Raw genomic sequence first — 24,320 nt, forward strand, 5'->3', positions numbered from 1 at the left:
GTGCCCCAAAGGCTAACGGAGCCCTCGGCTCAGCCCGCAAGGCGCACGAGCCCCACGACAAGCGCCGCGAGGATCGAGCCCGTCACCAGCAGGTGGGCGCCCGGCGGCAAGCCTTGGGCGGGCCGCTGTGCGCCGTGCGCGGCCGCGTCGTCGAGCCGCTGCGCGCGGGCCAGCAGGGGACGCGGCGGATCGTCCGGCAGGACCACCCGCCAGGGCTGCTCGGGGTCGTACGCGACGACGGCCCTGGTCCGGTGCAGCAGGCCCTGTACGTCGAGGGGGTGACGCACCGCGACGCGGAAGGCCGGGCCCTCGTCGGGGACGACCGTCAGGTCGAACACGAAGACGCTGCTGTGCCGCTGCCCGTCCACGACGGCCGCCCCGGTCCGCCGGTGCACCGCGCGCACCCCGTGCACGACGGCGGGCGCGTGGGCGCGCGGCCCGCCGGACCGCAGCCCGGACGCGACGCCGGGCCCGTGCCCGCTGTCGGCGAGGCTGCCCAGGAGGGTGAGGACGACGGCGGTGGCGGTGAGGCCGACCAGGAGCATCCAGGTGGTGCCGCCGATGATCCCCTGGGCCAGCGTGGCGAGCGCGGCCGCCACGACGAGGGCGCCCGCGAGGACGGGCGGCGCGACGAACCTGCGGACGGAGGACGCCAAGGAAGGATGCGCAGGAGTTGAAGGAGACACAGGAGCCGAAGGAGTCGAAGGAGTCGAAGCGTTCATGAGATGCGCAGCAGCCTCTTGCGGGGAACGGCGACCCTGGTGCGGTCGGGGTCGGCGGGGCGGTCGGCGTCGTACACGGCGAGCACGGGCCGGTCCAGGGCGATCCGCTCGACGACGGCGGGCACCTGGTGCTCAAGGCCCCCGGCGTCGGTGAAGACGACGACGGCCTCGCCGTACGAGCGGCTGACGGTGCGCCAGCCCTCCAGCGTCGCCTCCGCGGTGGTGTAGCGGCGCGAAAGCCTGCGCAGCACGGCGGTGCGCCGGACGCTCACGGCGGCGCCCCAGCACGCGGCGAGGCACCCGGCCCCCGCGACCGCCCACAGGAAGGTCAGCCAGCCCGATACGGAGAGGTCCGCGACCGGCAGGACGAGGGGGAAGTCGGTCACCGTCGCGTACTCCACGCGGCCCGCGCGCACCGCGTCGTACCAGCCGACGGCCGAGGCGACCGCGCAGAACATGACCACCGCACCCGCCGTGGCGCGCTGCAGGAACCGCGACGAAAGGAAGCCGAGCAGGACCGCGGAAGCGATCCCGAAGAGCGGCGCCACGCTCGCGAACTGGTCGCTGGCACAGCTGCCCGTGCCGTCGCAGGACCACCGGACCGTCGACGCGTCATAGGTGCTGATGTGCCACACCAACCAGACCTGCCAGGCCATCAGGGCGCAGGCGAGCACCCGCAGTCCCTGGGCGTAGGCCCTGTGCCCCACCGTCCGACCTCCGCCTTCCCCGGTCACTCCGCGGCGGCGGGCTCGAACCAGGTGGGCCCGTCCGACAGGGCCTGCTTGATCCGGTACTCCGAGAACTCGTGGAGCCGCGGCAGCGCGTCCACGGCGAACCACGCCACTTCGAGCGACTCGTCGTCGTTGACCCGCGCCTCGCCGCCGACGGCACGGCAGCGCAGGGTGATGTCCATGTACTGGCAGGTGTCGCCGTTGGGGTAGGTGACGGGCTTCAGCGCCTGCACCAGGACCACCCGCTCCACGACGCAGCGCACCGCGGTCTCTTCGAACACCTCGCGCACGGCGCATTCGGCGGGCTGCTCCCCCGGGTCGGGGATCCCGCCGATCACCGACCACCTGCCGTTGTCGGAACGCCGTCCGAGCAGCACTCTTCCCTCGTCGTCGAAGACGATGGCGGTGATTCCGGGCAGCCAGAGCAACTGCTGCCCCGCGTCGGCCCGGAGCGTCGTGATGAAGTCGGGAGTAGCCATGGACCCGACCCTAACGGTGTCCCGCCACCGCTCCCGCCGAGAGCCTCGATTACGCCTGCCGGGACCTCTTGGCGCGCGCCGCCGACGTCACCGCCCAGCCGAGCCCACCGGCCGCGATCAGCACGAGGATGCCCTCGGGCAGGACGCCGAGCTCGGTGGCGGGGGTCTGCGAGGAGCGCAGCGGAACGTCCTCGACGAGCGTGTCCGCCGTGAACCACTTCGTCTTCGCGACCACGTCGCCGTCCGGCATGATCACGGCGCTGACGCCGCTGGTCACCGGCACCGCCACGGCGCGGCTGTGCTCGACCGCGCGGATCCGGGACATCGCGAGCTGCTGGTAGGTCATCTCGCTGCGGTCGAACGTGGCGTTGTTGCTCGGCACCGAGATCAGCTGCGCGCCGTGCGTGACGGTGTCGCGCACGGCCCAGTCGAAGGCCGCCTCGTAGCAGGTGGCGATGCCCACCTTGGTGCCCGCCATGGTGAAGACGCCGGGCTCGCTGCCCCGGCTGAAGTCCTGCCGCACCTTGCCGATGTCGCTGCTGAGCAGTCCGATGAAGGAGCGGAGCGGGATGTACTCGCCGAACGGCTGGATCTGGCGCTTGTCGTACGTCGAGGTGGGCCCCTTCTCGGGGTCCCACAGGATCTGCTCGTTGAAGAGCTTGCCGTCCTCGGTCTCGACGACGCCGCCCACCGAGAGGGGCACGCCGACGGCCTTGACCGCGCGGTCGATCTCCGCGCGGGCGTCGGGGTTGGTGAACGGGTCGATGTCGGAGGAGTTCTCCGGCCACAGGACGAAGTCGGGGCGCTTGACCTTGCCCGCCCTCACCTCGGCCGCGAGGCGCTCGGTCTCGCGCACGTGGTGGTCGAGGACCGCGCGGCGCTGCGCGTTGAAGTTGAGTCCCGCGCGCGGGACGTTGCCCTGGACGGCGGCGACGGTCGCCGTGCCGTCCTCGGCCTCGTCGCTGACGAGCGGGCGGGCCGCGAAGGCACCGGCGAGCGGGACGAGCACGCTGAGCACGGCGGCGGCCGTGGCACCGCGTCGAACGCGGCGTACGTCGAGGACGCCGTCGGCGTCGCGTGCGTCGAGGACCCGGCGCACGATCTCGTAGAGCCCGAAGCCGCAGAGCACCACCGCGAAGCCGAGCACGGGGGTGCCGCCGAGCGCCGCGAGTGGCAGGAAGACGCCGTCGGCCTGGCCGAAGGCGACCTTGCCCCAGGGGAATCCGTTGAAGGGCACGCGCGCGCGTGCCGCCTCGCCCGCGATCCACAGCGCCGCGGCCCACAGCGGGAAGCCGGGCAGCCGGGAGACGACCGCGATGCCCGCGCCCACCAGGGCGACGAAGAGGGCCTCGATGGCGGCGAGCGCCAGCCACGGTGCCGGGCCGACCTCGACGCCGGTCCAGACGAGCAGCGGCAGCAGGAAGCCGAGACCGAAGAGGTAGCCGAGGCCGAGTCCGGCCTTCCAGGTGCGGCCGCGCAGGGACCACGCGAACACGGCGAAGGCGGGCAGGGAGAGCCACCACAGGGTGCGGGGCGGGAAGCTTGCGTAGAGCAGCACTCCGGAGAGGGCCGCCGCGGCGGCGGGCACGAGACGACGCAGAACGCGCGCGGCACGGGAGGTTTGTGCGGGCTCCGGGTCGAGCCTGCCCGGCTCGTCCACGGGAGTGGTGGTGGCGGTCACTCGGGGAGTGTACGGCGCCTCACCTGGGCGCCGACAGCGTGGTCGGCGGGGCCCGGACGAGCCGTCCGCCGTATCGTTCCTGCGCAAGTGACTCCCGCACCGCGGCATCAGCCGTTAGCGTGTGGCCGAGTCCCGGACGAACGGCAGGTCCGCCGCGGCGGACCCGTCCGCGCCGACCGCGCCGTCCTGGGCCCGTCAGACACCGGGGGGCGACGGGTGGGGTCAATGGGGACGGCCGCTGCGGCCGGTCCGGCAGAGGCGTACGAGCGGCGGAGCGCGTCCGACGCGACGGGCGTGGCGCTGTTGGGGGCGTGCGCCGCCTGGGCGCTGATCACTGCGGGGGTGCGCGGCGGAAGTCCCGAGGGCGTTCTCCTCGCGGTGCTCGCGGTGGCCGCGGGGTACGCGGGCGGCCGGATCTGCGGGGCGCTGCTCCCGGTCGCCGCCCCGTGCGCGGGCGCCCTGGTGGGGCTCGGCCTCGCCGCGGCCGCTCCGCACCTCCCGCTCGGGCTCACGTCCCCGCTCGGCCGGGCCGGCGCCGTCGCCGCGCTCCTCATCCTGGCCGTGGGCGCGGCCTGCTGTGCGGCGTGGGCGGCCCGGACTCCCCCGGCGCGCCTGGCACTGCGGCTGCTCGCCCTGGGCATCACCTGCGCGGCGGCCGCGCTCGGCTCGCTCTTCGGCTTCGCGGGCTGCGCCGCCGTCCTGCTCTGCTCGCTCGCCACGGCTCTGACCCGGCGCAGGGCGCCCGCCCTCGTGGTCCTCGCGGTGAGCACGCTCCTGGTGACCGGGGTGTCCCTGGCGGTGGCCGACGAGACGCTGCCGGACGGGCTCACGGCTCCCCTGGAGGGGCAGCTGGGCCACCACCGCGTGCTGCTGTGGCGGGACGCGCTCGGCCTCGCGACGCGCGAGCCCGCCATGGGGGTGGGCCCCGGCCGGTTCGGCGAGGTGAGCCCGGCGCTCGCCGACGACGTCCTGACCGACGGCAAGCCCCACTCGGCACCGCTGCAGCTGGCCTCGGAACAGGGGATGGTGGGGGCGGCGCTACTGGCCGCGGTGTTCTGCTGGCTGCTCTACGCCCTGTGGCGCTCGCCGCGCTCCACCCAGGTCGTCCTGTCGGCGGGCGCGGCCCTGACCGCACTGACGGCCGTGGCCGCGGTGGGCAACGCGCTCAGCGTGACGGCGGTGACGACGGGCGCGGGCCTGCTCGCGGGGATCGCCACGGCACGCCCGCTCACGGACGAACGGGTCTGAGACGCTGTGTAGACCCTTACGCCGCGTTGCCCGCGAGGCCCAGGCGGTGCCTGATGGCGCGCACGGCCGATTCCGCGTTGTCGACGGTGACCGTGAACTTGTGGCCGTCGCCGAGGCTGAGCACCAGGCCCTCGCCGCGACGGACCACGACGGCGGTGCCCTTCTCTGGACGCCAGCGATATCCCCAGCCGCCCCACTGGCGGGGCGTGACCGCGGGCGCGAACTCGGCGCCGACGACGTGCGAGAGCGGGATGCTGCGGCGCGGCAGGCCCAGATGGCCGCAGCGCACTTCGAGCGAGTCCTTGTCGACCTTGACGGCCACATGGACGAAGGCGAGCGTCCCGAAGAGCATCAGGAGGCCGACGGCGATGCACCCGACGACGGACATGGCCAGCGGCGCCACGCCCGATGTCCACATGGAGTCGACCGCGAGCTCGATGCCGAGCGCGAGGCAGGCGGCGCCCGCGCAGGCCAGTAGCCACTGCACGCGGTTGGTCGCGCGGCCGGTCCAGACGTCGGGCGGGCTGTCGGTGGTGGCCCGCTCCTCGGGGGCGTGGTCCCTCATGCCTTCGAGACTACTCACGTTCCGCTGTGAAGGCACCGCGTCGCGGAGGGTTACCTCGTCCGGACCACGGCCACGGGGCGTCGGTAGCAGCGTGGAGTCAGAGCGCCGGGCTGACCGCCGCGAGCATGCGCCCCTCCGCGTACGTGAGCGCCGCCTGCGGCAGCTGCTCCTCGCGCCCGCTGAGCAGGACCGTGAGGCCCGGGGACAGGGCGCCCGGCGCCGCTCCGGCGCGCTCGCCCGCCCTGCGCAGCGCCTGGGCGGCGACCGCGCCAGCGGAGCCGTACAGGGCCAGCGGCGGCAGGCCCGGCTGCTGGACGGCGGCGCGAATACGCTCCGCGACCAGCTCGTAATGGGTGCAGCCAAGGACGACGGCCCTGACATCGGACGGGGTGAGGGCGGCCGCGGCGGCGATCGTCTCGTCGATCGCCCGCTCGTCGGCGTACTGCACGGCGTCGGCGAGGCCGGGGCAGGGCACCTCGGTGACGGCGACGCCGCCCGCGAACTGCTCGATCAGGCCGCGCTGGTAGGGGCTCCCCGTGGTGCCGGGGGTGGCCCAGATGGCCACGGGGCCGCCGTCCGCGACCGCGGGCTTGATCGCGGGAACGGTCCCGATGACCGGGAGGCCGGGCTCCAGGCGGGCCCGCAGCGCGGGCAGCGCGTGAACGGAGGCGGTGTTGCAGGCGACGATCAGCGCGTCGGGCCGGTGCGCGGCGGCGGCCTCGGCGACGGTCAGGGAACGCCTGGTGATGTCCTCCGGGGTGCGTGGCCCCCAGGGCAGTCCGTCCGGGTCGGAGGAGAGAACGAGCTCGGCGTCGGGCCGCAGGCGGCGCACCTCCGCGGCCGCGGCGAGCAGTCCGATACCGGAGTCCATGAGCGCGATCTTCACCCGGTCACCATAGTCGATGGGCCCCACGAGCCCCGTGGTGTGGGGCAGACTTCGGCGGATGAGCGCCGTTGCGTGGATCGCCGCCGGATCGCTTGCCGTGTGGCTGTGGCTGCTGTTGGGGCAGGGCTTCTTCTGGCGTACGGACGTGCGTCTGCCGCCGCGCGGGGAACCCTCCCGCTGGCCGTCGGTCGGTGTCGTCGTGCCCGCGCGCGACGAGGCGGCCGTCCTCCCCGAGAGCCTGCCCTCGCTCCTCGCGCAGGACTATCCGGGGCGGGCCGAGATCTTCCTTGTCGACGACGGCAGTTCGGACGGCACGGGCGACCTGGCCCGCGCCCTGGCCGAGCGGCACGGCGGTCTGCCGCTGACCGTCTCCTCGCCCGGTGAGCCGCCGCCCGGCTGGACGGGCAAGCTCTGGGCGGTACGTCACGGCATCGGCCTGGCACGCGCGCGTGAGCCCGACTACCTGCTCCTGACGGACGCGGACATCGCCCACGCGCCGGACAGCCTGCGGGAGTTGGTGGCCGCGGCGGGCACGGGCGGCTTCGACCTCGTCTCGCAGATGGCCCGGCTGCGGGTGGCCAGCGTCTGGGAGCGCCTGGTGGTCCCGGCGTTCGTCTACTTCTTCGCGCAGCTCTATCCCTTCCGGTGGATCGCGCGGCAGGGGTCGCGGACGGCGGCGGCCGCGGGCGGCTGCGTGCTGCTGCGCGCGGAGGCCGCCGAGCGGGCCCGGATCCCGGACGCCATCCGGCACGCGGTGATCGACGACGTGGCGCTCGCGCGGGCGGTGCAACGCTCCGGCGGCCGCGTCTGGCTCGGTCTGGCCGAGGGCGTCGACAGCGTGCGCCCCTATCCGCGCCTCGGCGACCTGTGGCGGATGGTGTCGCGCAGCGCGTACGCGCAGCTGCGGCACAACCCGCTGCTGCTCATCGGCACGGTCGCGGGCCTCGCCCTGGTGTATCTCGTCCCGCCGGTGGCCCTGTTCGCGGGCCTCGCCACGGGGAACGCGGTGGCGGCGACGGCCGGTGGTCTCGCCTGGCTGGTGATGACCGGGACGTACCTGCCGATGCTGCGCTACTACCGCCTGCCGCTCCTGCTCGCCCCGCTGCTGCCCGGCACCGCGTTCCTGTACCTCCTGATGACGGTGGACTCGGCGGTGCAGCACTACAGGGGGCGCGGGGCGCAGTGGAAGGGGCGTACGTACGCACGCCCGGACACCACCGCTCCCGCGCCCTCCCCCGAGCAGAACTGACCGGGGTCACTTCCTGCCGGGCGTCCAGTTCATGCCCCACCCGTAGGCGTGGTCGATAGTGCGCTGCGGGCTGACGCCGCGGTCGGGCACCAGGTAGCGGGCCTCGCGCTGGACGACGAGGTCGCCGCCGTCGTTCGTGAGCAGGGCGAGCGCGCACACGGTCGAGGGGACCGTGCACTCGTCCAGGGAGAACTCGACCGGTGCGCCGTGCTGCGGCTGGAGGGTGACCGTGGCGTTGAGGTCGGCGAAGCTGCGCGCGCCTTCGTAGATGGTCACGAAGATGACGATGCGGCGGAAGTCCTTGATGTGGTCGAGGTTGATGGTGAGGTTCTCGCCACTGCTGACCGCACCGGTGCGGTCGTCGCCGTCGAGCAGCATGTACGGCGGCTGGTGCAGCGCTCCGAAGGCGTTGCCGAGCGCCTGGACGACTCCCTTGCGGCCGTCGGCCAGTTCGTAGAGCGCGCAGAGGTCGAGATCGAGGTCGGCGTGCATGGCGACGGCCCTGCCGAGCTTCGCGCCCCAGCCCTTGAACTGCTTGCGCACCTGCCAGTTGAGGTTCACGCGCATGCCGCCCGACGTGCCGCCCTGCTTCTTGAGCGAGACGGACGGGGCGTCCTTCGTCAAGGTGACCTTGGTGAGGCGCACGGGCTCGGGCGCGGGGGCCGCTGGGGGCCGCGGGGCGGCGGGAGCCGCTGCCGTGACGGGCGGGGCGGGAGGGGCCGCAGGGGCTGCGGGAGCCGCGGGCACGCTGGCGGGTACGGGCGGCGCGGCGGGCGCGGCCTGCTGCGGTTCGTCCACCGCGATGCCGTAGTCCGTCGCGAGCCCTTCGAGGCCGCTGCCGTACCCCTGGCCCACGGCGCGGAACTTCCAGGCGCCCTGGCGCCGGTAGAGCTCGCCGAGGACGAAGGCCGTCTCCACGGTCGCGTCCGCGCTGTCGTAGCGCGCGAGTTCGGCGCCGCTCGCCGCGTCGAGCACCCGGACGTACAGCCCGGGGACCTGTCCGAAAGTGCCCCCGTCGGCCGACGCGGCGAGCACCACGGTCTCGATCTCCGGCTCCACGCGCGCGAGGTCGACGGCGAGCACGTCGGTCACGCCGGTCGCGGTGCGCTGTTTGCCCTCGTGCCGCACCGCGCCCGAGGCGTGCGCGGGCTGGTTGTAGAAGACGAAGTCCGCGTCCGAGCGGACCTTTCCGGAAGGGCCCAACAAGAGTGCGGACGCATCGGCGTCGGGCGCGCCGGGACCGGTGCCCCACCCCAATTCGACCCGCACCGCAGGCGCGGGTACCGGAACATTCGATCCTTTAGGCATTGTCATGTCCGCCCCCATCACAAGTAGCCGCGTCCGGCGGGGCCGCCGATTCGTTCATGACCAACCTATTACCCGGACCCCGAAGATCCCCACGGCCGCCATCCGCGGCTTTTCGATACGGCGTTCGACAGCCCGCTCGCCACCCCGCCGCCGACCGCGGGTAACCCGCCCGGAACTCGGCCTTTACACGATCCCTACGCGGTTCGGCGACCGATTTTTCCCAAGTTCGCTCGCATTGGGGATCCGCAGTCACTGCCGACACGTAAAACAACCCTCTTATCGGTCTCCCCAACCAGCACATCAAGGGCTTAACTTATGGAGCATGACCTCCCCCCGCTCCACCTATGGCGGCGGTTACTACTCCGCGCCGTCCTTCCCGGACACTCCGATCTACGACTCTCTCGTCGCAGAGCGGGGCACTCCTCAGATCGCCCCGATTCGGGTTCCGTCCGCGTACGACACCGGCAGTCACCTGCCCGCCCTCCCGGCCGCGTTGCCCGCGCTCCCGGCCGCGCCTTCCCACCACAACCCGGCGTACGGCTACCCGTCGGCCCCGCAGCCCGCACCGCTGCAACAGGCCCCCGCGCCGTACATCCCGCAGCAGGCCGCCGCGCCCCGCGGCTACCCGGGCGCCCAGCAGCAACGTCCCGCCACCGGCACGGGCTACGAGGCGATGCGCCCAGCGGCGCCTCGTCCCGCGCCCGCGCCGTACGAGGATCCGTACAACCGCCCCTACCGCGGCTACTGATCGCCCGCGGCCCTTCCTGTCAGTGGCTGCTGGCAGGATGGCCGCATGTCGAACCCAGCACTTCGCTCGATCCACGTCCACCCGCTCAAGGCGGCCCGGGGGCACGCACCGCGTGAGGCCGTCGTGGAGCCCTGGGGGCTCGCGGGGGACCGTCGATGGCTGCTGGTCGACGGCGAAGGGCGGTTCGTCTCGCAGCGACCGCATCCGCGGATGGCGCTGACCGCCGTCGAGCAACTGCCCGACGGCGGCGTTCGCGTGTCCGCGCCCGGCCTGGAACCGCTGACGATCGCGGTGCCCGAGCCGGTCGAGACCGTCACGGTGGAGATCTGGCGGGACAAGGTCGAGGCTGTGCCCGCCGACGCGGCGGCGGACGCCTGGTTCAGCGCTCACCTCGGCGCGGAGGTGCGCCTCGTCCACCTCGACGACCCCGCCGAGCGCCGCCCCATCGATCCCGCGTACGCCAAGGACGGCGAGACGGTCAGCTTCGCCGACGGGTATCCGCTGCTGCTCACCACGCTCTCCTCGCTCGACGCCCTGAACTCACTGATCGCCCAGGGTGATCACGCCGACGAGGGCCCGCTGCCGATGAACCGCTTCCGGCCGAACGTGGTGGTGGACGGCACCCCGCCGTGGGCCGAGGACGACTGGTCGCGCGTCGCCATCGGGGACGTCACCTTCCGCGTCGCCAAGATGTGCGGGCGCTGTGTGGTGACCACCACCGACCAGGACACCGCGGAGCGCGGCAAGGAGCCCCTGCGCACGCTCGCGCGCCACCGCCGCTTCGGCGACCAGCTCGTCTTCGGGCAGAACCTCGTACCCGAATCGACCGGTGTCCTTCACGTCGGCGATCCGGTCACCATCCTTGAATGATCGCCGCCCGGGTGGGGAACTCGAAGGCGGAGCACGGACGTTGAGCGACAGGGAATCGTGGAATCATAGAGAAGGGCGACCAGGAGCGACGTCGAAGGTGATGCCGCTCTCTTCCCCCACCTGAGCGTGGGCCGTGCCGTTACCGGTCGAGACGGACGCGGAAGGGGGTGCAGGACTGTGCGAGCGATCGCCGGACTCTGGCGCTGGCGGCACAATCCGCTGCGCCGCAGGACCGATCTGGTCGAGGCATGGGTGGCTTTCGCCGCCCTGGTACTGATCGTGGTGGCCGTCCCGGTGGCCGCCGTCGTCACCACGGACCTGACGCGCGATGCCCTGCTGACCTCCATCCGACACCAGCGCGAGAGCCGCCACGAGACCGTCGCCACGGTCACCAGGAGGGTCGCGTCTCCCCCGATCGACCCGGACCCCGAGACCTCGTCGGCGCGGGACTCGCACAGCCGCGTGCTCGCCCACTGGATCGCGCCGGACGGCATCGAGCGCGCGGGAGTGGTCATGTCCGACCTCAAGACCCCTGACCCGGGCGACCGTTTCACGATCTGGACCGACGCGAGCGGCCGCGTGGTCGGCAGGCCGCTGGACGGCGCGACGGCGACGACCCACGCCGTCCTCGCCGGATTCGGCGCGGCCACGGCGGCGGCGGGCCTTGTCGAGGGGACGAGGAAGCTGATCCTGTGGCGCATCGCACGCGGGCGTTATGCCCGTTGGGACCAGGCATGGGACAAGGCGGGCCCCGACTGGGGCAGGACCGGCACCGGCTCCTGAGCGACCCGCCGTCGCGGTCACGCAGGTGAGAGCCTGGGCATCGGGTCAACTCGCCCTGCCCGCGCGCGCTACGGTGGACCGGCCGAAGTCTTCGGCTCCTCGCGCATCGACACCGCACGACGCGGCCATCGACGCGAGATCCCGCGTACGACGAGGTGGGGGCAGAGCAACTCCATGGCACAGGGCACGGTCCAGGTGACGCACACCGGCACGTCGCGGTGGCGGCGCCGCACCGGCGAATACGCATCGCTCGCCGCTGCCTTGGAGGCCGCGAGCGACGGAGACGTACTGACCGTCAACGCGGGCACCTACCGCGAGAACCTCGTCATCCAGCGTGCGGTGACCCTGCGCGGCCCGGAGGGCTCCCCCGGCTCCGTGCGCATCGCGCCCTCCGAGGGAGTACCGCTCACCGTCCGTGCCTCCGCGCTCGTCCAGGACCTGCACATCGAGGGCCAGGACTCCTCCGCGCCCGCGCTGCTCGTCGAGGACGGCGCCCCCGAGCTCACCGACATCCGTGTCGTGACGCGCTCCGCGGCCGGGATCGAGGTCCGCGGCGGCGCGCGCCCGACCGTGCGCCGCTGCACCGTCGACAACCCCGGCGGCATCGGCATCGCCGTGCTCGACGGGGGCGGCGGCGTCTACGAGGAGTGCGAGATCGTCGCGGCGGGCCAGTCCGGTGTCGCGGTGCGCGGCGGCGCGCACCCCCGTCTGGAGCGCTGCCGCGTGCACCACGCGTCGGGCGCGGGGCTCTCGGCGACCGGTGAGCACACCGGCCTGGAGGCCATCGGCTGCGAGGTGTACGAGGTCAAGGGCACCGGGGTGCAGATCACCGGGCGCGCGACGGCGCACCTGACCGACTGCGACGTGCACCGCACCACGTCCGACGGCGTCACGCTCGACACGGACGCCGTGCTGACCCTCGCCGACTGCCGCATCCACGACATCCCGGAGAACGCGATCGACCTGCGCTCGCGCTCGGTGCTCACGCTGACCCGGTCCACGGTCCGGCAGTTCGGGCGCAACGGCCTCTCCGTGTGGGACCCCGGCACGCGCGTGGACGCCAACCAGTGCGAGATCCACGACAGTACGGGCGACTATCCGGCGGTGTGGGTCAGCGACGGCGCGACCGCCGTCCTGGAGTCCTGCCGGGTGCACGACGTGCCCGACGCCCTGTTCGTCCTCGACCGGGGCTCGCGCGCCGACGTCGTCGACAGCGACCTGTCCCAGGTGCGCAACACGGCGGTGTCGGTGAGCGACGGCGCGACGGCGCAGCTCGACGACTGCCGCATCCGCGAGGCCGCCACGGGCGCGTGGTTCCGCGACCACGGCAGCGGCGGCACGCTGGCGAACTGCACGGTCGACAGCGTGCAGACCGGCGTGATCGTCACCAAGGGCGCGGACCCCACCCTGGAGCGCTGCACCGTCGACTCGCCCGCCGAGGCGGGCTTCTACGTCTCCGCGGGCGGCCGGGGCACCTTCCACGGCTGCCGGGTCTCCGGCAGCGGCGGGTACGGCTTCCACGTCATCGACGGATGCCGTACGACGCTGCGCAAGTGCCGTACGGAACGGTGCGCGCGCGGCGGCTTCGAGTTCTCGGAGGAGGGGCCGCTGGTCGAGGACTGCACGAGCGACGAGAGCGGTGGCCTGCGGACGCCGACGACCGCCGCGCAGGAGACGCCCGCCGTGCAGACGGCCACGCAGACCGTCGGGCTGCTCGGCTCCGTGCCCGCCCAGCAGGCCCCGCAGCCACCGGCGCCCGAGCCTGCCGCCCGTGCTTCCAAGGAGGTGCTCGGCGAACTCGACGCCCTGGTCGGTCTGGACAGCGTCAAGCGCGAGGTGCGCGCCCTCACCGACATGATCGAGGTGGGCAGGCGCAGGCAGCAGGCCGGGCTCAAGGCCGCGTCGGTCCGGCGCCATCTGGTCTTCACCGGCTCCCCCGGCACGGGCAAGACCACCGTCGCGCGGCTCTACGGCGAGATCCTGGCCTCGCTCGGCGTCCTGGAGAGCGGCCACCTGGTCGAGGTGTCCCGTGTCGACCTGGTCGGCGAGCACATCGGCTCGACGGCGATCCGTACGCAGGAGGCCTTCGACCGGGCGCGCGGCGGTGTCCTGTTCATCGACGAGGCGTACGCGCTCTCGCCCGAGGACTCCGGGCGCGACTTCGGCCGCGAGGCCATCGACACGCTGGTGAAGCTGATGGAGGACCACCGCGAGGCCGTGGTGGTGATCGTCGCGGGGTACACCGAGGAGATGCGGCGCTTCCTCTCGGTCAACCCCGGTGTGGCGTCCCGTTTCTCGCGGACCATCACCTTCAGCGACTACCTGCCCGAGGAACTCCTCCGGATCGTGGAGCAGCAGGCCGACGAGCACGAGTACCGCCTGGGCACGGGTACGTCCGAGGCGCTCCTGAAGTACTTCACCGCGCTCCCGAAGGGGCCCGCTTTCGGCAACGGCCGCACCGCGCGGCAGACCTTCGAGGCGATGGTGGAGCGGCACGCGGGACGGGTCGCCCAGGTGGGCGAGCCGAGCACGGACGATCTCACCCTGCTGTATCCGGAGGATCTGCCGGAGCTGGTGTGACGGTTTCCTGAGCCCGCGGGGCGCCCGCGCCCGGCGGCCGGGGCGGCGGAACGCTGTGCTTCAGGCGGGCGAGCAGCTTGGCGCGTTCCTCCGCGAAGGCCGGGTCGGCCTGGTACTCGCCGTGGCCGAGGATCGGCGCGGGCAGCGGGTGCGCCTCCGTACGGCCGTAGGCGAGCGGGTCCTTGAGGGCGTCGCGGTCGACCTGCGGGCCGCATTCGCCGGGCAGGCGTACGGGGCCGCCGATCGGGTCCGTGGCGCGGTACAGATTGCGCCAGCAGTCGACCTCGCGGTGCAGTGAGGTGAGGGCCGCGGGACCGAAGTGGGCGGGGAACCAGCGGCCGTAGAGCCGCTCCAGGGGCGAGCCGTAGGTGAGCAGGGCGACGCGTCTGCGGACCGAGGGGCGCAGCTGCCAGGCGGCGGCCGCGGCCAGGACGCTGCCCTGGGAGTGCCCGGAGAGGACGAGCCTGCCGCCCGTGGAGCGTGTCCAGGCGGCCATGCGCCAGGTCAGGTCGGGCACCGCGCGCTCGGCGTAGCAGGGCGGGGCGAAGGGGTGGGCCGCGCGCGGCCAGAAGGTGCCGACGTCCCAGAGGATGCCGATGGTGCGGCGGGCCGACGGGTCGCGGTAGGCGCGGCGTCCCCAGGTGACGAAGAGTATGAAGCCGAGACCGATCAGCCAGGAGCCGAGTGCCTGCGCGGTCTGCGCGGCCGCCGCCACCACGTCGGGCTGGCCCTGCGCGGCCTTGCCCGGCACCTTCTCCGTCAGCAACGCGCCGGTGAGGGCGCCCGCGCCGAGCAGCAGCGTCACCGCGGAGATGATGCCGACGAGCACGGGGGCGCGGTCGGTGAGGGTGGCACGCGCGCGTTTGCTCGCGATGCGGCGGGTGCGCTCGGAGTCCTCGCGCTCCGCCTCGTCCGGGTAGTCGAGGCCCACCCTCTCCATCTCGCGGCGCTTGAGCCGCAGCGTACGGATGCCGAACCAGGCGCAGAGCAGCGCGACGACGATCAGGAGCGGCGGGATCACGGAAGCCTGCCAAGTGAGCAGGACCGGCGGTCCGTCGATGGTGCCGCCCGCGCCCGGCGAGCCCCCGCCGTCCAGCCAGTCGGCGACGCGCTGGGCGCCGCCGCCGGACATCACGCCGCCGAGCGCGCAGGCCAGCATGGCGACGGCGGGGCCGCCGAAGCCGCGGATGGCGGTGCGGGAGTCGGGCGACGTGCGGAACAGGAAGTACGCCGCCCCCGCGAGGGCGAGGACCAGGATGCCCTGCACGAGCGCGATGCCACCGAACGTCGCGTCGCCCGGCAGCCTTCCCACGGAGCGCCAGCCGGGGCGCGACCACCCGGCGTAGAGCAGGACGAGTACGAGCTGTGTGAGCGCGCTCACCGGGAGCCAGCGCACGAGCGACGTGTCGAGACGGCGGTCGAGCTTGTTCTCGCTGCGCCCCCTGCGGCACACCACCCACACCACAACGACGCCGCCGAGCATCATGGTGAAGTTCAGGAGCCAGCCGAGGGAGTCGAGCAGGCCGGGGCCGCCGGGGCGCCGGTCGTGGCGGGCGGCCGGGGCGCCGACCGCCGCGGCGACGGTGAGGAACCCGGCGGCCGTGTGGGCCGCGCGCAGCCGGGCCACCAGCCTGCGGCCGTACCAGAAGCCGGGCCTGCCGAGCGCGGTGCGGCTGGTCTCCTCCTCCGGGTCGGCCTGGTGGGGCAGCGGCTGCTGGGACTCGTACGCGCTCCAGGTGCGGTGCGAGAGGTACCAGAGCAGGCCGGTGAGCGCGGCGGGCACGAGCGCGGCGAGGGCGAGGCGGCGCCCTGGCTGGGACCACCAGCCGCCGTGCCCGGAGGCGTCGGCCGACAGGAAGCCGAGCCAGGAGCGGCCTTCGGTGCACCGCGGCGTGCCCGCGCACTGCCAGGCCGTCAGATCGAGCGCGACCTCGCAGGCCGCGGCGACGAGCAGCACGGTGAGGGTGAGGCCCGTGAGGCGGACCAGGAGGCCGTAGGTGCGCACGAGGCGCTTGCGGTGGCGGGATGTGGGGCGCATCCAGTGCGCGAGGTTGACCACCATGAAGGGCAGCAGCAGGAGCCACAGGGCGCGCGAGCCGTTGCCCGAGGTGAGGTTGCACCAGACGTACGCCTCGGGCACGGGTTTGCCCCGGTAGTCGTCGGGGCGCCGCTCGGCGTCGGCGTCCTCCGTGCGGCGGAAGACGGCCGCCGTCTCGTCGCCGGAGACCCGCACGGTCCGCGGGTCGCCGAGCATCTCTTCCGGTGTCGTTCCCCCGACTCCATGGACCAGGAGTTCCAGGGCGGTCTCGTCCTGCGTCGCACGCTCCACTGTTCGGCTTCCCCCGAGATGCGTGGTGTCAGGGGACCAGGATCCCGGCTCGCGGGCCCCGGCGCATCGGCCGTCACGGAATCTCCCCGTTCCGGCCGTGCGCGCCCTCCGGGCGGTGGCACGGGTGTCGGTGCCGCGTGCGAGGATGAGGCAGCGCGCCGGACGGGCGCGAGGGGCGTGACGAGGCGGAAGGGCCGGACCGGGATTGAGCGAGAATCAGAACCTCCTCGCCGAGCAGCGCCGTGCCCTCATCCTCGACGAGGTGCGCCGTCGCGGCGGTGTCCGTGTCAACGAACTCACCCGGAAGCTCGGCGTCTCGGACATGACGGTCCGCCGTGACCTCGACGCGCTCGCCCGCCAGGGGGTCCTGGAGAAGGTGCACGGCGGCGCGGTGCCCGTGGTCGAGGCGAGCACGCACGAGCCGGGCTTCGAGGCCAAGTCGGGCCTCGAACTCACCGCCAAGGAGGACATCGCGCGAACCGCGGCGTCCCTGGTGTCGCCGGGCACGGCGATCGCGCTCTCCGGCGGCACGACGACGTACGCACTCGCCCACCACCTCCTCGACGTGCCGGATCTGACGGTGGTCACCAACTCGGTGCGGGTCGCGGACGTGTTCCACTCCGCGCAGCGCAGCTCCGGCCAGCGCCAGGGCGCGGCGACGGTCGTCCTCACCGGTGGCGTGCGCACCCCTTCGGACTCGCTGGTGGGCCCGGTGGCCGACCAGGCCATCGGCGCGCTCCACTTCGACGTCCTGTTCCTCGGTGTGCACGGCATATCGCCGGAGGCCGGTCTCTCGACGCCGAACCTCGCGGAGGCGGAGACCAACCGGCGCCTCGTGCAGTCGGCGCGGCGCGTCATCGTGGTCGCCGACCACACCAAGTGGGGCACGGTGGGCCTGAGTTCGTTCGCCACGCTCACCCAGGTCGACACGCTGGTGACGGACGCGGGGCTGCCCGCGGACGCGCGGACGGAGATCTCCGAGCACCTGCACCGCCTCGTGGTCGCGGGCGAGCCGGAGGGCACGGTCGGCGCCTATGACGCCGAGGACGCGACGGGCGGGGCGAGCCCGGCCGGAGCGACCGAACCGGCCGAACCCACGGCGGACCTGTAAGGGCCGGGCCCCCGTCCGGTAAGGGCCGGGCCCCCGCAGACATCTGATGGGCCGCCAGCTATGGTGACGATGCCGGGTCACCGCCCTATTCCGCTGGGGGTCAGCGTTCGATGGCACGCCAACTGAGCCCTGTGGGGCTGGAGTTCATAGAGTCCGCTCCGCTGCGTCTGGTCTTCGCACGCGAGGTACGGGCGTCCCCCGAGGTCGTCTACCGCGCGCTCGCCGACGAGGTGACCGACTGGCCGCGGTGGTTCACCGCGGTCACCCTGTGCAGGCCCACCGACGGCGGCAAGGGCCGGGAGGTGCACCTCAAGGGCGGCACCCGCTTCCAGGAGTCGATCCTCGTGGCCGAGGGCCCCGAGCGGTACGCCTACCGCATCGACGAGTCGAACGCGCCGGGGCTGCGCGCCCTCGTCGAGGAGTGGCGGCTCACCCCGGCAGGACCCGGCACCCGCGTGCAGTGGACGTTCGCCGCGGACGGGACGGCCGTGTTCCGGGGCACGCTCAAGCTCGGCCGCGCGGGTCTCGGCCGGGCGTTCCGCGACGCGGTCACGGCGCTCGACCGGCGGCTCGCGGCGGCCGGGGCGTAGGGACCCGCCGGGGGCACCTCCCTATGCGGGCTCGGGCCCGGGCCACGCCCCGGTCGCGAGCAGTGTCTCGATCGCTTGCCCGTACGGTGCGATGTCCAGGCCCTGTTCGGCCAGCCACGCGTCCGAGTAGTACTTGTCCAGATAGCGGTCCCCGCCGTCGCAGATCAGGGTGACGACGCTGCCGGTGCGGCCCGCCGCCACCATCTCGGCGACGATCTTCAGGGCGCTCCACAGGCCCGTGCCGGTGGAGCCGCCCGCCTTGCGGCCGATGGCCTGCTCCAGGGCGCGCACGGCGGCGACGGACGCCGCGTCCGGCACCTTCATCATGCGGTCGATCGCGCCGGGCACGAAGCTCGGCTCCATGCGGGGCCGCCCGATGCCCTCGATGCGCGATCCGCAGTCGCTCGTCGCGTCCGGGTCGTTCTTGGTCCAGCCGTCGAAGAAGCAGGAGTTCTCCGGGTCGGCGACGCAGATGCGGGTGTCGTGCTGGTTGTAGTGCACGTAGCGCGCGATGGTCGCCGAGGTGCCGCCGGTGCCCGCCGTGGCGACGATCCAGGCGGGATCGGGATAGCGCTCCAACGTCAGCTGCTGGAACATCGATTCGGCGATGTTGTTGTTGCCGCGCCAGTCGGTGGCCCGTTCCGCGTACGTGAACTGGTCCATGTAGTGGCCGCCGGTCTCGACGGCGAGGGCGGCCGACTCGGCGTACATCATGCGCGAGTCGTCCACGAAGTGGCACCGGCCGCCGTGGAATTCGATCAGTCGGCACTTCTCGGCGCTGGTCGTGCGCGGCATCACCGCGATGAAGGGCACGCCGATCAGCTTGGCGAAGTAGGCCTCGGAGACGGCCGTCGAGCCGCTGGACGCCTCGATGACGGGGCGCCCGGGCCGGATCCAGCCGTTGCACAGGCCGTAGAGGAAGAGCGAACGGGCGAGGCGGTGCTTGAGGCTGCCGGTGGGGTGGGTGGACTCGTCCTTGAGGTACAGGTCGATGCCCCACTGTTCGGGCAGCGGGAAGCGCAGCAGGTGGGTGTCGGCCGAGCGGTTGGCGTCGGCCTGGACCTTGCGGACGGCTTCTTTCAGCCAGGCACGGTACTCGGCGTCGGAGTGGTCCACGTCGAGCGTGGGCATCGGTTCGTCGGCTCGGACGGGTTGTGGGGTGCTTGGGGTGCTCACCGCGGGACTCCTTCGCGTCGTGCCGGACGCGATTCGACGCGGCCGTACACCTCGATCTTAAACACCCTCCGCACGCTCCTCACCTGCATAAACACACCTTTGAGCACCTCAAAGGCACTGCTGGCGCAGTGACGGGGCAAAGGTCAGGAGTAGCCTCGGCAAAGGTCTCTTCGACCTGGCGTGACGTCGTCATGCGTACTGGTGCTCGACGCCGGGTGCGTGCAGACTGCGACGCAGCGGGACGCCCGTCCCGATCGAAGCGATCGACGCGATTCACCGAAGCGCACAAGGGGGCGGAGCGTCATGGCGGAGCCGGAGTTCACGGCCACGGGCGTGCGGATCGGGCGGCGCTTGCGCTCCCTCACCCGGGCGGGACAGGTCCGGATCACGGACGGCAGGCTGGAGTTGCTCACCAGCTACGGCACGGAGATCGACAGCGCGCCGGTGCAGGCGGTGCGCACGGGCAAGCCGTGGTTCGCCGCGGACGACAGGGCCCTCGCCGATGTGAACGGCAGGCGTTATCTCCTCACCCTCGGCGAGCACGAACCGGCCCCGGGCGAGGGCGGACCGCCTACGGTCCGCGGTTTCCTCGACGCCGTACGCAAGGCCGCCGGTCACCGGCCGCGAGGCTGAGCGGGCCCGCGGCACCCTCGCGCGAGTTGCACGCCCGCACCCCCTGGGTCACTCTGGTCTCACAACATCACTCTGGGTTTACCGGCGATGACGCTGCGAACCAGCCCGCCGGCCGTACAGCAGGCGGCAGACCACGCGGCCCCCTGCTGGATCCGAACGTCGTCTTCTTCCGGACCTCAATTCGGGGAGTCGCAGCCGTGATCAGCCAGCCAAGCAGGCATTGCACGGTAGAGCTGCAAGCCCTGCCGTCGCGGATCGGCCAGGTCCGCAGAATCGTCTCTGCGCAGTTGCGCTACTGGCATCTCGATCCCTTGATAGACCAGGCAGCCCTCGGCGTGACCGAGCTGCTCACCAACGTCCACCGGCACGCCGAGCCGGACAAGGTGTGCACGGTGGAGATCGAGCTGCTGCTCGACCGCCTCACGGTGTCCGTGCACGACCACGATCCCCGGCTGCCCCAGCTGCGCGACGCGGAGCCCTTCGCCACCTGTGGCCGCGGGCTCGCGATGGTCGCGGCGGTGAGCGAGAGCTGGGGCGTGCGTCCGCAGGGCGAGGCGGGAAAGATCGTCTGGTTCACCCTGCCCGCCCCCTCCCCCGCGGTGGCGCTGCCCGCCTATCCCGGCTACGGCGCGGTGGAACGTGCTCCCGCCCGGCCGGCGGTGGAACATGCTCCCGCCCGGTCGGCCGTTGCCGGCTGACCGGGCGGTGACCGTCCACCACACGGATCCCTCCTCGTGCGTACGCCGCTCTCCGTACGCCGCTGGAGGCGCGGGCGTCACTCGGTGGCGATGGCCCGCAGCACGTCGAGGCGCGCGGCCCGCCGAGCGGGACGCAGGCCCGCCAAGGCTCCCGCGGCCAGGCCCACCAGGGCGACCACCGCGAGCCGCGTCGGCGGGAGCGCGAACGCGAAGGCGCTCTCGGTCGCGCCGTCGGACGCCTTGACGAGCACCCAGCCGAGGAAGCCGCCGAGCGCGATACCGCCCGCCGTGCCGAACGCGGCGACCAGCACCGACTCCCAGCGGACCATGGCCCGCAGCTGCGCCCTGGTCTGGCCGACGGCTCGCAACAGGCCCAGTTCGCGGGTGCGTTCGTGGACCGCGAGGGTCAGCGTGTTGGCGATGCCGAGCAGGGCGATGAGCACGGCGAGGGCGAGCAGCGCGTAGACGAGGGTGAGCATCATGTCGATGCCACCGGCCGCGGACCGCGCGTACTCGCTTCGGGTCTGCACGTCCGGATTGCCGTACGCCTGCGCGGTCTTGGCGATCGCCGCCTTCCCCTCGGCCGTGCTCACGCCGTCCTTGAACGTCACGGAGACGAGGCTGTCGGCGTCCTGTGCGCGGTGGGGGGCCCATGCCTGCCTGCTGATGACGTAGTCGCCCGCGAGTTCGGAGCGCCCGAAGACCGCGCGCACCGTGAAGGTGTCCTTCGTGCCGTCGGCGAACGCCAGTTGAGCCTGGGAGCCGACCTTCAGGTCCTGCTTGTCGGCCTCGGCGCGGGTGATCGCGATGCCGTGATCGCCGAGCGCGTCGAGAGATCCGTCGACCTTGCCGAGGTCGAAGGACTTCGCGAAGGGGACGGGGTCGGTGACGGTCAGGGCGCGGCCCTGTCCTTCGACCTCCGCGGCGCCCTTGCCGAGGCCGACGGCGGTCGCCACCTCGGGCCGTTCGGCGAGCGCGGGGGCCAGCTTGGGGCTCAGACCACTGCCTCCCGCGCCGAATCCCGGGGTGCTGATCGCGATGTCGCCCGCGAAGGAGCGGTTCACGGTCTGGTCCATGGTCGCCTTCAGCGAGGCGCCGAAGACCGTGAACAGGGAGACGACGGCGACGCCGATCATCAGGGCGCTCGCGGTGGCGGCGGTCCGCTTGGGGCTGCGCAGGGCGTTGCGCCTGGCGAGCCCGCCCGTGACACCGCGGAGCCGGTCGAGGGGCCCGCCGATGATCCGTACCGCCCGCGAGGACGCGACGGGGCCGAGCACCACGAACGCCACGAGGGCGAGGACGGCGCCCGCGCCCGCCAGCCACACCGAGGGGCTGACGAGGACACCGGTCAGGGCGAGGCCGACGGCCACCAGCGCGAGGACCGCGCCCACCAAGGCCCTCCCCCGCGAGGCCCCGGAGTGGTCCACCGCGGTCTCCCGCAGCGCGGCCAGGGGCGCGGTGCGCCCGGCCCGTACGGCGGGCAGCAGCGCGGAGCCGACGCAGACCACGACGCCGACGGCGAGCGGCAGCAGCATGGAGAGCGCGCTGATCACCAAGTCGCCCTCGGGAAAGGGGAATCCGATGGCGGGGAAGAGCGCCTGGAGAGCGGCCGCGATCCCGATGCCGCCCGCGAGACCCGCGGCCGACGCGACCACGGCGACCGCGCTCGCCTCGACGAGGGTCGACGCGGTGACCTGGCGGCGCGATGCGCCGAGCGCGCGGAGCAGCGCGTTCTCTCGGGTGCGCTGGGCGACGACGATGGCGAAGGTGTTGTGGATGCTGAAGGTCGCCACGAGCAGGGCGACTCCGGAGAACACCAGCAGGAAGCTGGTGAACAGGGAGAGGAACTGGCCGGAGACGTTCTCCGTGTTCTCCGCCGCCGATTCCTCGCCCGTGATGGCCTCGACTCCCTTGGGCAGTACGGGAGTCAGCGCGTCCACGAGTTCCCGCTCGCTCACGCCGGGGTCCGCCCGCACCTGGATGGTCGCGGCCTCGCCGGGCTTCGGCGTCAGGTACTTCTCCGCGTCGGCCCGTGTCATGCCGGTGAAGGTGGTCTGCGCCATGCCGTCCTCGCCGCCGAAGGTCGCGAGTCCCACGATCTTCACGCGGACGGGGTCGGGCGTGCGCAGGGTGGTCGTGTCGCCGATCTTCAGGTCCCCGGACTCGGCGGCACCGCGGTTGATCACGACCTCGCCGGGGGCGACGGGGGCGCGGCCCGAGGCGAGTTGATACGGGTTCAGCCGCGCGTCGCCGATCCAGTTGCCCGCCAGCGTGGGCGGGCCCTGACCGCCGATGGGCTCGCCGTCCTTGCCGAGCAGCTGGCCCGCGCCCTGGATGTTCGGTGCCGCGGCCGCGACGCCGTCGGTCCGCTCGATCTTGTCGACCAGGGAGGTGCTCACGGGCTTGCGGGTGCCCTGGCTGTCGTCGGGGGTGGTGATGGTGTCCGCGCCGCGCACGACCGCGTCGGTGCCGCTGGTCGCGTTACCGAACATCGTGTCGAAGCTGGCGCGCAGGGTGTCGCCCATGACGAGGGTGCCCGCCAGGAAGGCGACGCCGAGCATGACCGCCAGGAACGTACCGGCGAAGCGGCGCTTGTGGCCGCGCAGAGACGACAGGCTGATGCGCGCGGAGGCGCCGAGGGAGCTCATGGCCTGGTTCCTTCCGTGCTCCTGGCGGCGGGCATCGTGGCGGACGTGCCGCTCCTGGCGGCGGATTTCGTGTCGAACGCCTTGAGCCGGTCGAGGACCCGGTCCGCCGTCGGGGACTCCATCCGGTCCATGAGCCGCCCGTCGGCAAGGAAGACGACCTCGTCGGCGTGGGCGGCCGCCACCGGGTCGTGGGTGACCATGACGACGGTGCGGCCCATCCCGCGCACGGCGCGGCCGAGGAGTCCGAGGACCTCCTCGCCCGCGCGCGAGTCCAGGTTCCCGGTGGGTTCGTCGGCGAAGACGACGTCGGGCTGTCCGGCGAACGCCCGCGCCACGGCGACGCGTTGCTGCTGTCCGCCGGAGAGCTCGGCGGGCCTGTGGTGCAGGCGGTCGCGGAGGCCGACGACGTCGATCAGGGCCTCGGTCCACTCGCGGTCACCGCGGGTGCCCGCGAGGTCCATGGGCAGGGTGATGTTCTCGGCGACGGTCAGCGTCGGCACCAGGTTGAAGGCTTGGAAGACGAAGCCGATCCGGTCGCGGCGCAGAAGCGTGAGGCGCCGGTCGTCAAGCGCTCCGAGCTCCGTGTCGCCGATGAACGCGGCGCCCGAGGTGAGCGTGTCGAGCCCGGCCGCGCAGTGCATCAGGGTCGACTTGCCCGAGCCCGACGGGCCCATGATGGCGGTGAAACGTCCGGCGGGAAAGCCGACGTCCACTCCGTCCAGGGCCCGTACGGCGGTGTCGCCGCTGCCGTAGACCTTCACGGCGCCGCTCACGCGGGCGGCGTCGGTGCGCACGGCACCCGCGACCTGTCCGTTCGAGGCGCTCATGCCGCGCCACCCTTGGAGGTGCGGCCGAACTCCTCGTTCAGGACGGTCAGTCGGCGCCAGTACTCGTCCTCGTCGATCTCACCGAAGGCGAAACGACGGCCGAGCACGGCGATGGGCGAGTGCTCCTCGACGCCCGTCGGACGCCCCATGGCCCGGAAGGGGCCACGGCGCCCGCGCCACACGGTGCGGCGGAGCAGGGTGACGGCGCCGACCACGACGGCCGCCCAGATCAGCGGGAAGAAGAGGATCCACGGGCCAGGCCCGCCGTCCCATTGCGCCAGGGTCTGCATCTGAAGTCATCTCCTCTAGAGCGGTTTCCGCGACGCCTCCAAGGTCGCTCCGCGGGTGCCCCCACGTCGTCGTACGGGCAGCGGCACCCCGCGTACCACCCCGGGAGTACGCAGGGATCTCGCGCCTGCTCCCCCGAGGGGCGACTTCTGTACCTACTAGTATGTACA

General features: G+C 73.0%; 22 protein-coding genes. 10 read left to right on the forward strand and 12 right to left on the reverse strand.

Features of this window, described 5'->3' with window-relative positions; genetic code table 11:
• Nucleotides 1-29: 29 nt before the first annotated feature.
• The 4 genes from KY5_RS04135 to lnt all read right to left on the reverse strand — a co-directional run bounded on the left by KY5_RS04135 (nucleotide 30) and on the right by lnt (nucleotide 3,613).
• On the reverse strand, nucleotides 30-656 hold the full coding sequence (locus tag KY5_RS04135) for a hypothetical protein (protein ID WP_098240899.1): 627 nt from the start codon (nucleotides 654-656) through the stop codon (nucleotides 30-32).
• A 62-nt stretch (nucleotides 657-718) separates the two neighbouring features.
• Nucleotides 719-1,429: a hypothetical protein gene (locus KY5_RS04140; protein ID WP_234362605.1), complete on the reverse strand. Its 711-nt coding sequence runs from the start codon at nucleotides 1,427-1,429 to the stop codon at nucleotides 719-721.
• Between the two features lie 23 nt (nucleotides 1,430-1,452).
• Entirely contained in the window at nucleotides 1,453-1,932 is a 480-nt protein-coding gene (locus tag KY5_RS04145) for an NUDIX hydrolase (RefSeq protein ID WP_098240901.1), read from the reverse strand.
• A gap of 49 nt (nucleotides 1,933-1,981) precedes the next feature.
• Nucleotides 1,982-3,613, reverse strand: coding sequence for an apolipoprotein N-acyltransferase (gene lnt / locus KY5_RS04150; RefSeq protein WP_098240902.1), 1,632 nt, complete (start codon nucleotides 3,611-3,613; stop codon nucleotides 1,982-1,984).
• A gap of 225 nt (nucleotides 3,614-3,838) precedes the next feature.
• On the opposite strand from lnt, the gene KY5_RS04155 reads away from it, so the two are divergent.
• On the forward strand, nucleotides 3,839-4,861 hold the full coding sequence (locus KY5_RS04155) for an O-antigen ligase family protein (protein ID WP_107645686.1): 1,023 nt from the start codon (nucleotides 3,839-3,841) through the stop codon (nucleotides 4,859-4,861).
• Between the two features lie 16 nt (nucleotides 4,862-4,877).
• On the opposite strand, the gene KY5_RS04160 is transcribed toward KY5_RS04155, so the two are convergent.
• Both KY5_RS04160 and KY5_RS04165 read right to left on the reverse strand, forming a co-directional pair.
• Nucleotides 4,878-5,426 (reverse strand): hypothetical protein, encoded by a 549-nt coding sequence (locus KY5_RS04160; RefSeq protein WP_098240903.1) that lies wholly within the window; start codon nucleotides 5,424-5,426, stop codon nucleotides 4,878-4,880.
• Between the two features lie 97 nt (nucleotides 5,427-5,523).
• Nucleotides 5,524-6,312, reverse strand: a complete 789-nt coding sequence (locus KY5_RS04165) for a glutamate racemase (protein WP_098240904.1) — start codon at nucleotides 6,310-6,312, stop codon at nucleotides 5,524-5,526.
• A gap of 58 nt (nucleotides 6,313-6,370) precedes the next feature.
• Between KY5_RS04165 and KY5_RS04170 the strand changes: the two genes are divergently transcribed.
• Nucleotides 6,371-7,561 (forward strand): glycosyltransferase, encoded by a 1,191-nt coding sequence (locus KY5_RS04170; protein WP_098240905.1) that lies wholly within the window; start codon nucleotides 6,371-6,373, stop codon nucleotides 7,559-7,561.
• 6 nt (nucleotides 7,562-7,567) lie between these two features.
• On the opposite strand, the gene KY5_RS04175 is transcribed toward KY5_RS04170, so the two are convergent.
• Nucleotides 7,568-8,887: a TerD family protein gene (locus KY5_RS04175; protein ID WP_098240906.1), complete on the reverse strand. Its 1,320-nt coding sequence runs from the start codon at nucleotides 8,885-8,887 to the stop codon at nucleotides 7,568-7,570.
• A gap of 304 nt (nucleotides 8,888-9,191) precedes the next feature.
• Here KY5_RS04175 and KY5_RS04180 point away from each other — a divergent pair, with 304 nt between their 5' ends.
• The 4 genes from KY5_RS04180 to KY5_RS04195 all read left to right on the forward strand — a co-directional run bounded on the left by KY5_RS04180 (nucleotide 9,192) and on the right by KY5_RS04195 (nucleotide 13,850).
• Nucleotides 9,192-9,617, forward strand: a complete 426-nt coding sequence (locus KY5_RS04180; protein WP_098240907.1) for a DUF6643 family protein — start codon at nucleotides 9,192-9,194, stop codon at nucleotides 9,615-9,617.
• Nucleotides 9,618-9,662: 45 nt separating this feature from the next.
• A complete protein-coding gene (locus KY5_RS04185; protein WP_098240908.1) occupies nucleotides 9,663-10,487 on the forward strand; it encodes an MOSC domain-containing protein in 825 nt (274 codons plus the stop codon).
• Between the two features lie 177 nt (nucleotides 10,488-10,664).
• Nucleotides 10,665-11,270 (forward strand): hypothetical protein, encoded by a 606-nt coding sequence (locus KY5_RS04190; RefSeq protein ID WP_098240909.1) that lies wholly within the window; start codon nucleotides 10,665-10,667, stop codon nucleotides 11,268-11,270.
• A 174-nt stretch (nucleotides 11,271-11,444) separates the two neighbouring features.
• A complete protein-coding gene (locus tag KY5_RS04195) occupies nucleotides 11,445-13,850 on the forward strand; it encodes a right-handed parallel beta-helix repeat-containing protein (protein WP_098240910.1) in 2,406 nt (801 codons plus the stop codon).
• Here the strand turns inward: KY5_RS04195 and KY5_RS04200 are convergent.
• Entirely contained in the window at nucleotides 13,810-16,104 is a 2,295-nt protein-coding gene (locus tag KY5_RS04200) for a hypothetical protein (protein WP_234363138.1), read from the reverse strand. The genes KY5_RS04195 and KY5_RS04200 overlap by 41 nt on opposite strands.
• Before the next feature lie 280 nt (nucleotides 16,105-16,384).
• Between KY5_RS04200 and KY5_RS04205 the strand changes: the two genes are divergently transcribed.
• Both KY5_RS04205 and KY5_RS04210 read left to right on the forward strand, forming a co-directional pair.
• The gene (locus tag KY5_RS04205) at nucleotides 16,385-17,290 is read left to right on the forward strand and encodes a DeoR/GlpR family DNA-binding transcription regulator (RefSeq protein ID WP_234362606.1); all 906 of its coding nucleotides are present in this window, start codon (nucleotides 16,385-16,387) and stop codon (nucleotides 17,288-17,290) included.
• Between the two features lie 110 nt (nucleotides 17,291-17,400).
• Nucleotides 17,401-17,880, forward strand: a complete 480-nt coding sequence (locus KY5_RS04210; protein WP_098240912.1) for an SRPBCC family protein — start codon at nucleotides 17,401-17,403, stop codon at nucleotides 17,878-17,880.
• 21 nt (nucleotides 17,881-17,901) lie between these two features.
• On the opposite strand, the gene KY5_RS04215 is transcribed toward KY5_RS04210, so the two are convergent.
• The gene (locus KY5_RS04215) at nucleotides 17,902-19,011 is read right to left on the reverse strand and encodes a PLP-dependent cysteine synthase family protein (protein WP_098240913.1); all 1,110 of its coding nucleotides are present in this window, start codon (nucleotides 19,009-19,011) and stop codon (nucleotides 17,902-17,904) included.
• A gap of 348 nt (nucleotides 19,012-19,359) precedes the next feature.
• On the opposite strand from KY5_RS04215, the gene KY5_RS04220 reads away from it, so the two are divergent.
• Together KY5_RS04220 and KY5_RS04225 are read left to right on the forward strand one after the other, a co-directional pair.
• On the forward strand, nucleotides 19,360-19,689 hold the full coding sequence (locus tag KY5_RS04220; RefSeq protein WP_098240914.1) for a hypothetical protein: 330 nt from the start codon (nucleotides 19,360-19,362) through the stop codon (nucleotides 19,687-19,689).
• A gap of 197 nt (nucleotides 19,690-19,886) precedes the next feature.
• The gene (locus tag KY5_RS04225; protein WP_098240915.1) at nucleotides 19,887-20,387 is read left to right on the forward strand and encodes an ATP-binding protein; all 501 of its coding nucleotides are present in this window, start codon (nucleotides 19,887-19,889) and stop codon (nucleotides 20,385-20,387) included.
• 77 nt (nucleotides 20,388-20,464) lie between these two features.
• Here the strand turns inward: KY5_RS04225 and KY5_RS04230 are convergent, their stop codons facing one another.
• Genes KY5_RS04230 through KY5_RS04240 form a run of 3 tightly spaced genes read right to left on the reverse strand, consistent with a single transcriptional unit; the run spans nucleotide 20,465 to nucleotide 24,152 of the window.
• Nucleotides 20,465-23,035, reverse strand: a complete 2,571-nt coding sequence (locus KY5_RS04230) for an ABC transporter permease (RefSeq protein ID WP_098240916.1) — start codon at nucleotides 23,033-23,035, stop codon at nucleotides 20,465-20,467.
• Nucleotides 23,032-23,862, reverse strand: coding sequence for an ABC transporter ATP-binding protein (locus KY5_RS04235; RefSeq protein ID WP_234362607.1), 831 nt, complete (start codon nucleotides 23,860-23,862; stop codon nucleotides 23,032-23,034). Before KY5_RS04235 ends, KY5_RS04230 begins: the two co-directional genes overlap by 4 nt.
• Nucleotides 23,859-24,152 carry an SHOCT domain-containing protein gene (locus KY5_RS04240; protein WP_098240917.1) on the reverse strand — a complete coding sequence of 98 codons (294 nt, stop codon included), beginning with the start codon at nucleotides 24,150-24,152 and terminating at the stop codon, nucleotides 23,859-23,861. Before KY5_RS04240 ends, KY5_RS04235 begins: the two co-directional genes overlap by 4 nt.
• Nucleotides 24,153-24,320: the final 168 nt, after the last annotated feature.

It is taken from the genome of Streptomyces formicae (assembly GCF_002556545.1).
Taxonomy (GTDB): domain Bacteria; phylum Actinomycetota; class Actinomycetes; order Streptomycetales; family Streptomycetaceae; genus Streptomyces; species Streptomyces formicae_A.

Coding starts and splice junctions, on each gene's coding strand:
- KY5_RS04145 (WP_098240901.1), bottom strand. CDS start 1,932: ATGGCTACTCCCGACTTCATCACGACGCTCCGGGCCGACGCGGGGCAG.
- KY5_RS04155 (WP_107645686.1), top strand. CDS start 3,839: ATGGGGACGGCCGCTGCGGCCGGTCCGGCAGAGGCGTACGAGCGGCGG.
- KY5_RS04160 (WP_098240903.1), bottom strand. CDS start 5,426: ATGAGGGACCACGCCCCCGAGGAGCGGGCCACCACCGACAGCCCGCCC.
- KY5_RS04170 (WP_098240905.1), top strand. CDS start 6,371: ATGAGCGCCGTTGCGTGGATCGCCGCCGGATCGCTTGCCGTGTGGCTG.
- KY5_RS04175 (WP_098240906.1), bottom strand. CDS start 8,887: ATGGGGGCGGACATGACAATGCCTAAAGGATCGAATGTTCCGGTACCC.
- KY5_RS04180 (WP_098240907.1), top strand. CDS start 9,192: ATGACCTCCCCCCGCTCCACCTATGGCGGCGGTTACTACTCCGCGCCG.
- KY5_RS04185 (WP_098240908.1), top strand. CDS start 9,663: ATGTCGAACCCAGCACTTCGCTCGATCCACGTCCACCCGCTCAAGGCG.
- KY5_RS04195 (WP_098240910.1), top strand. CDS start 11,445: ATGGCACAGGGCACGGTCCAGGTGACGCACACCGGCACGTCGCGGTGG.
- KY5_RS04200 (WP_234363138.1), bottom strand. CDS start 16,104: ATGCTCGGCGACCCGCGGACCGTGCGGGTCTCCGGCGACGAGACGGCG.
- KY5_RS04210 (WP_098240912.1), top strand. CDS start 17,401: ATGGCACGCCAACTGAGCCCTGTGGGGCTGGAGTTCATAGAGTCCGCT.
- KY5_RS04215 (WP_098240913.1), bottom strand. CDS start 19,011: ATGCCCACGCTCGACGTGGACCACTCCGACGCCGAGTACCGTGCCTGG.
- KY5_RS04220 (WP_098240914.1), top strand. CDS start 19,360: ATGGCGGAGCCGGAGTTCACGGCCACGGGCGTGCGGATCGGGCGGCGC.
- KY5_RS04230 (WP_098240916.1), bottom strand. CDS start 23,035: ATGAGCTCCCTCGGCGCCTCCGCGCGCATCAGCCTGTCGTCTCTGCGC.
- KY5_RS04235 (WP_234362607.1), bottom strand. CDS start 23,862: ATGAGCGCCTCGAACGGACAGGTCGCGGGTGCCGTGCGCACCGACGCC.
- KY5_RS04240 (WP_098240917.1), bottom strand. CDS start 24,152: ATGCAGACCCTGGCGCAATGGGACGGCGGGCCTGGCCCGTGGATCCTC.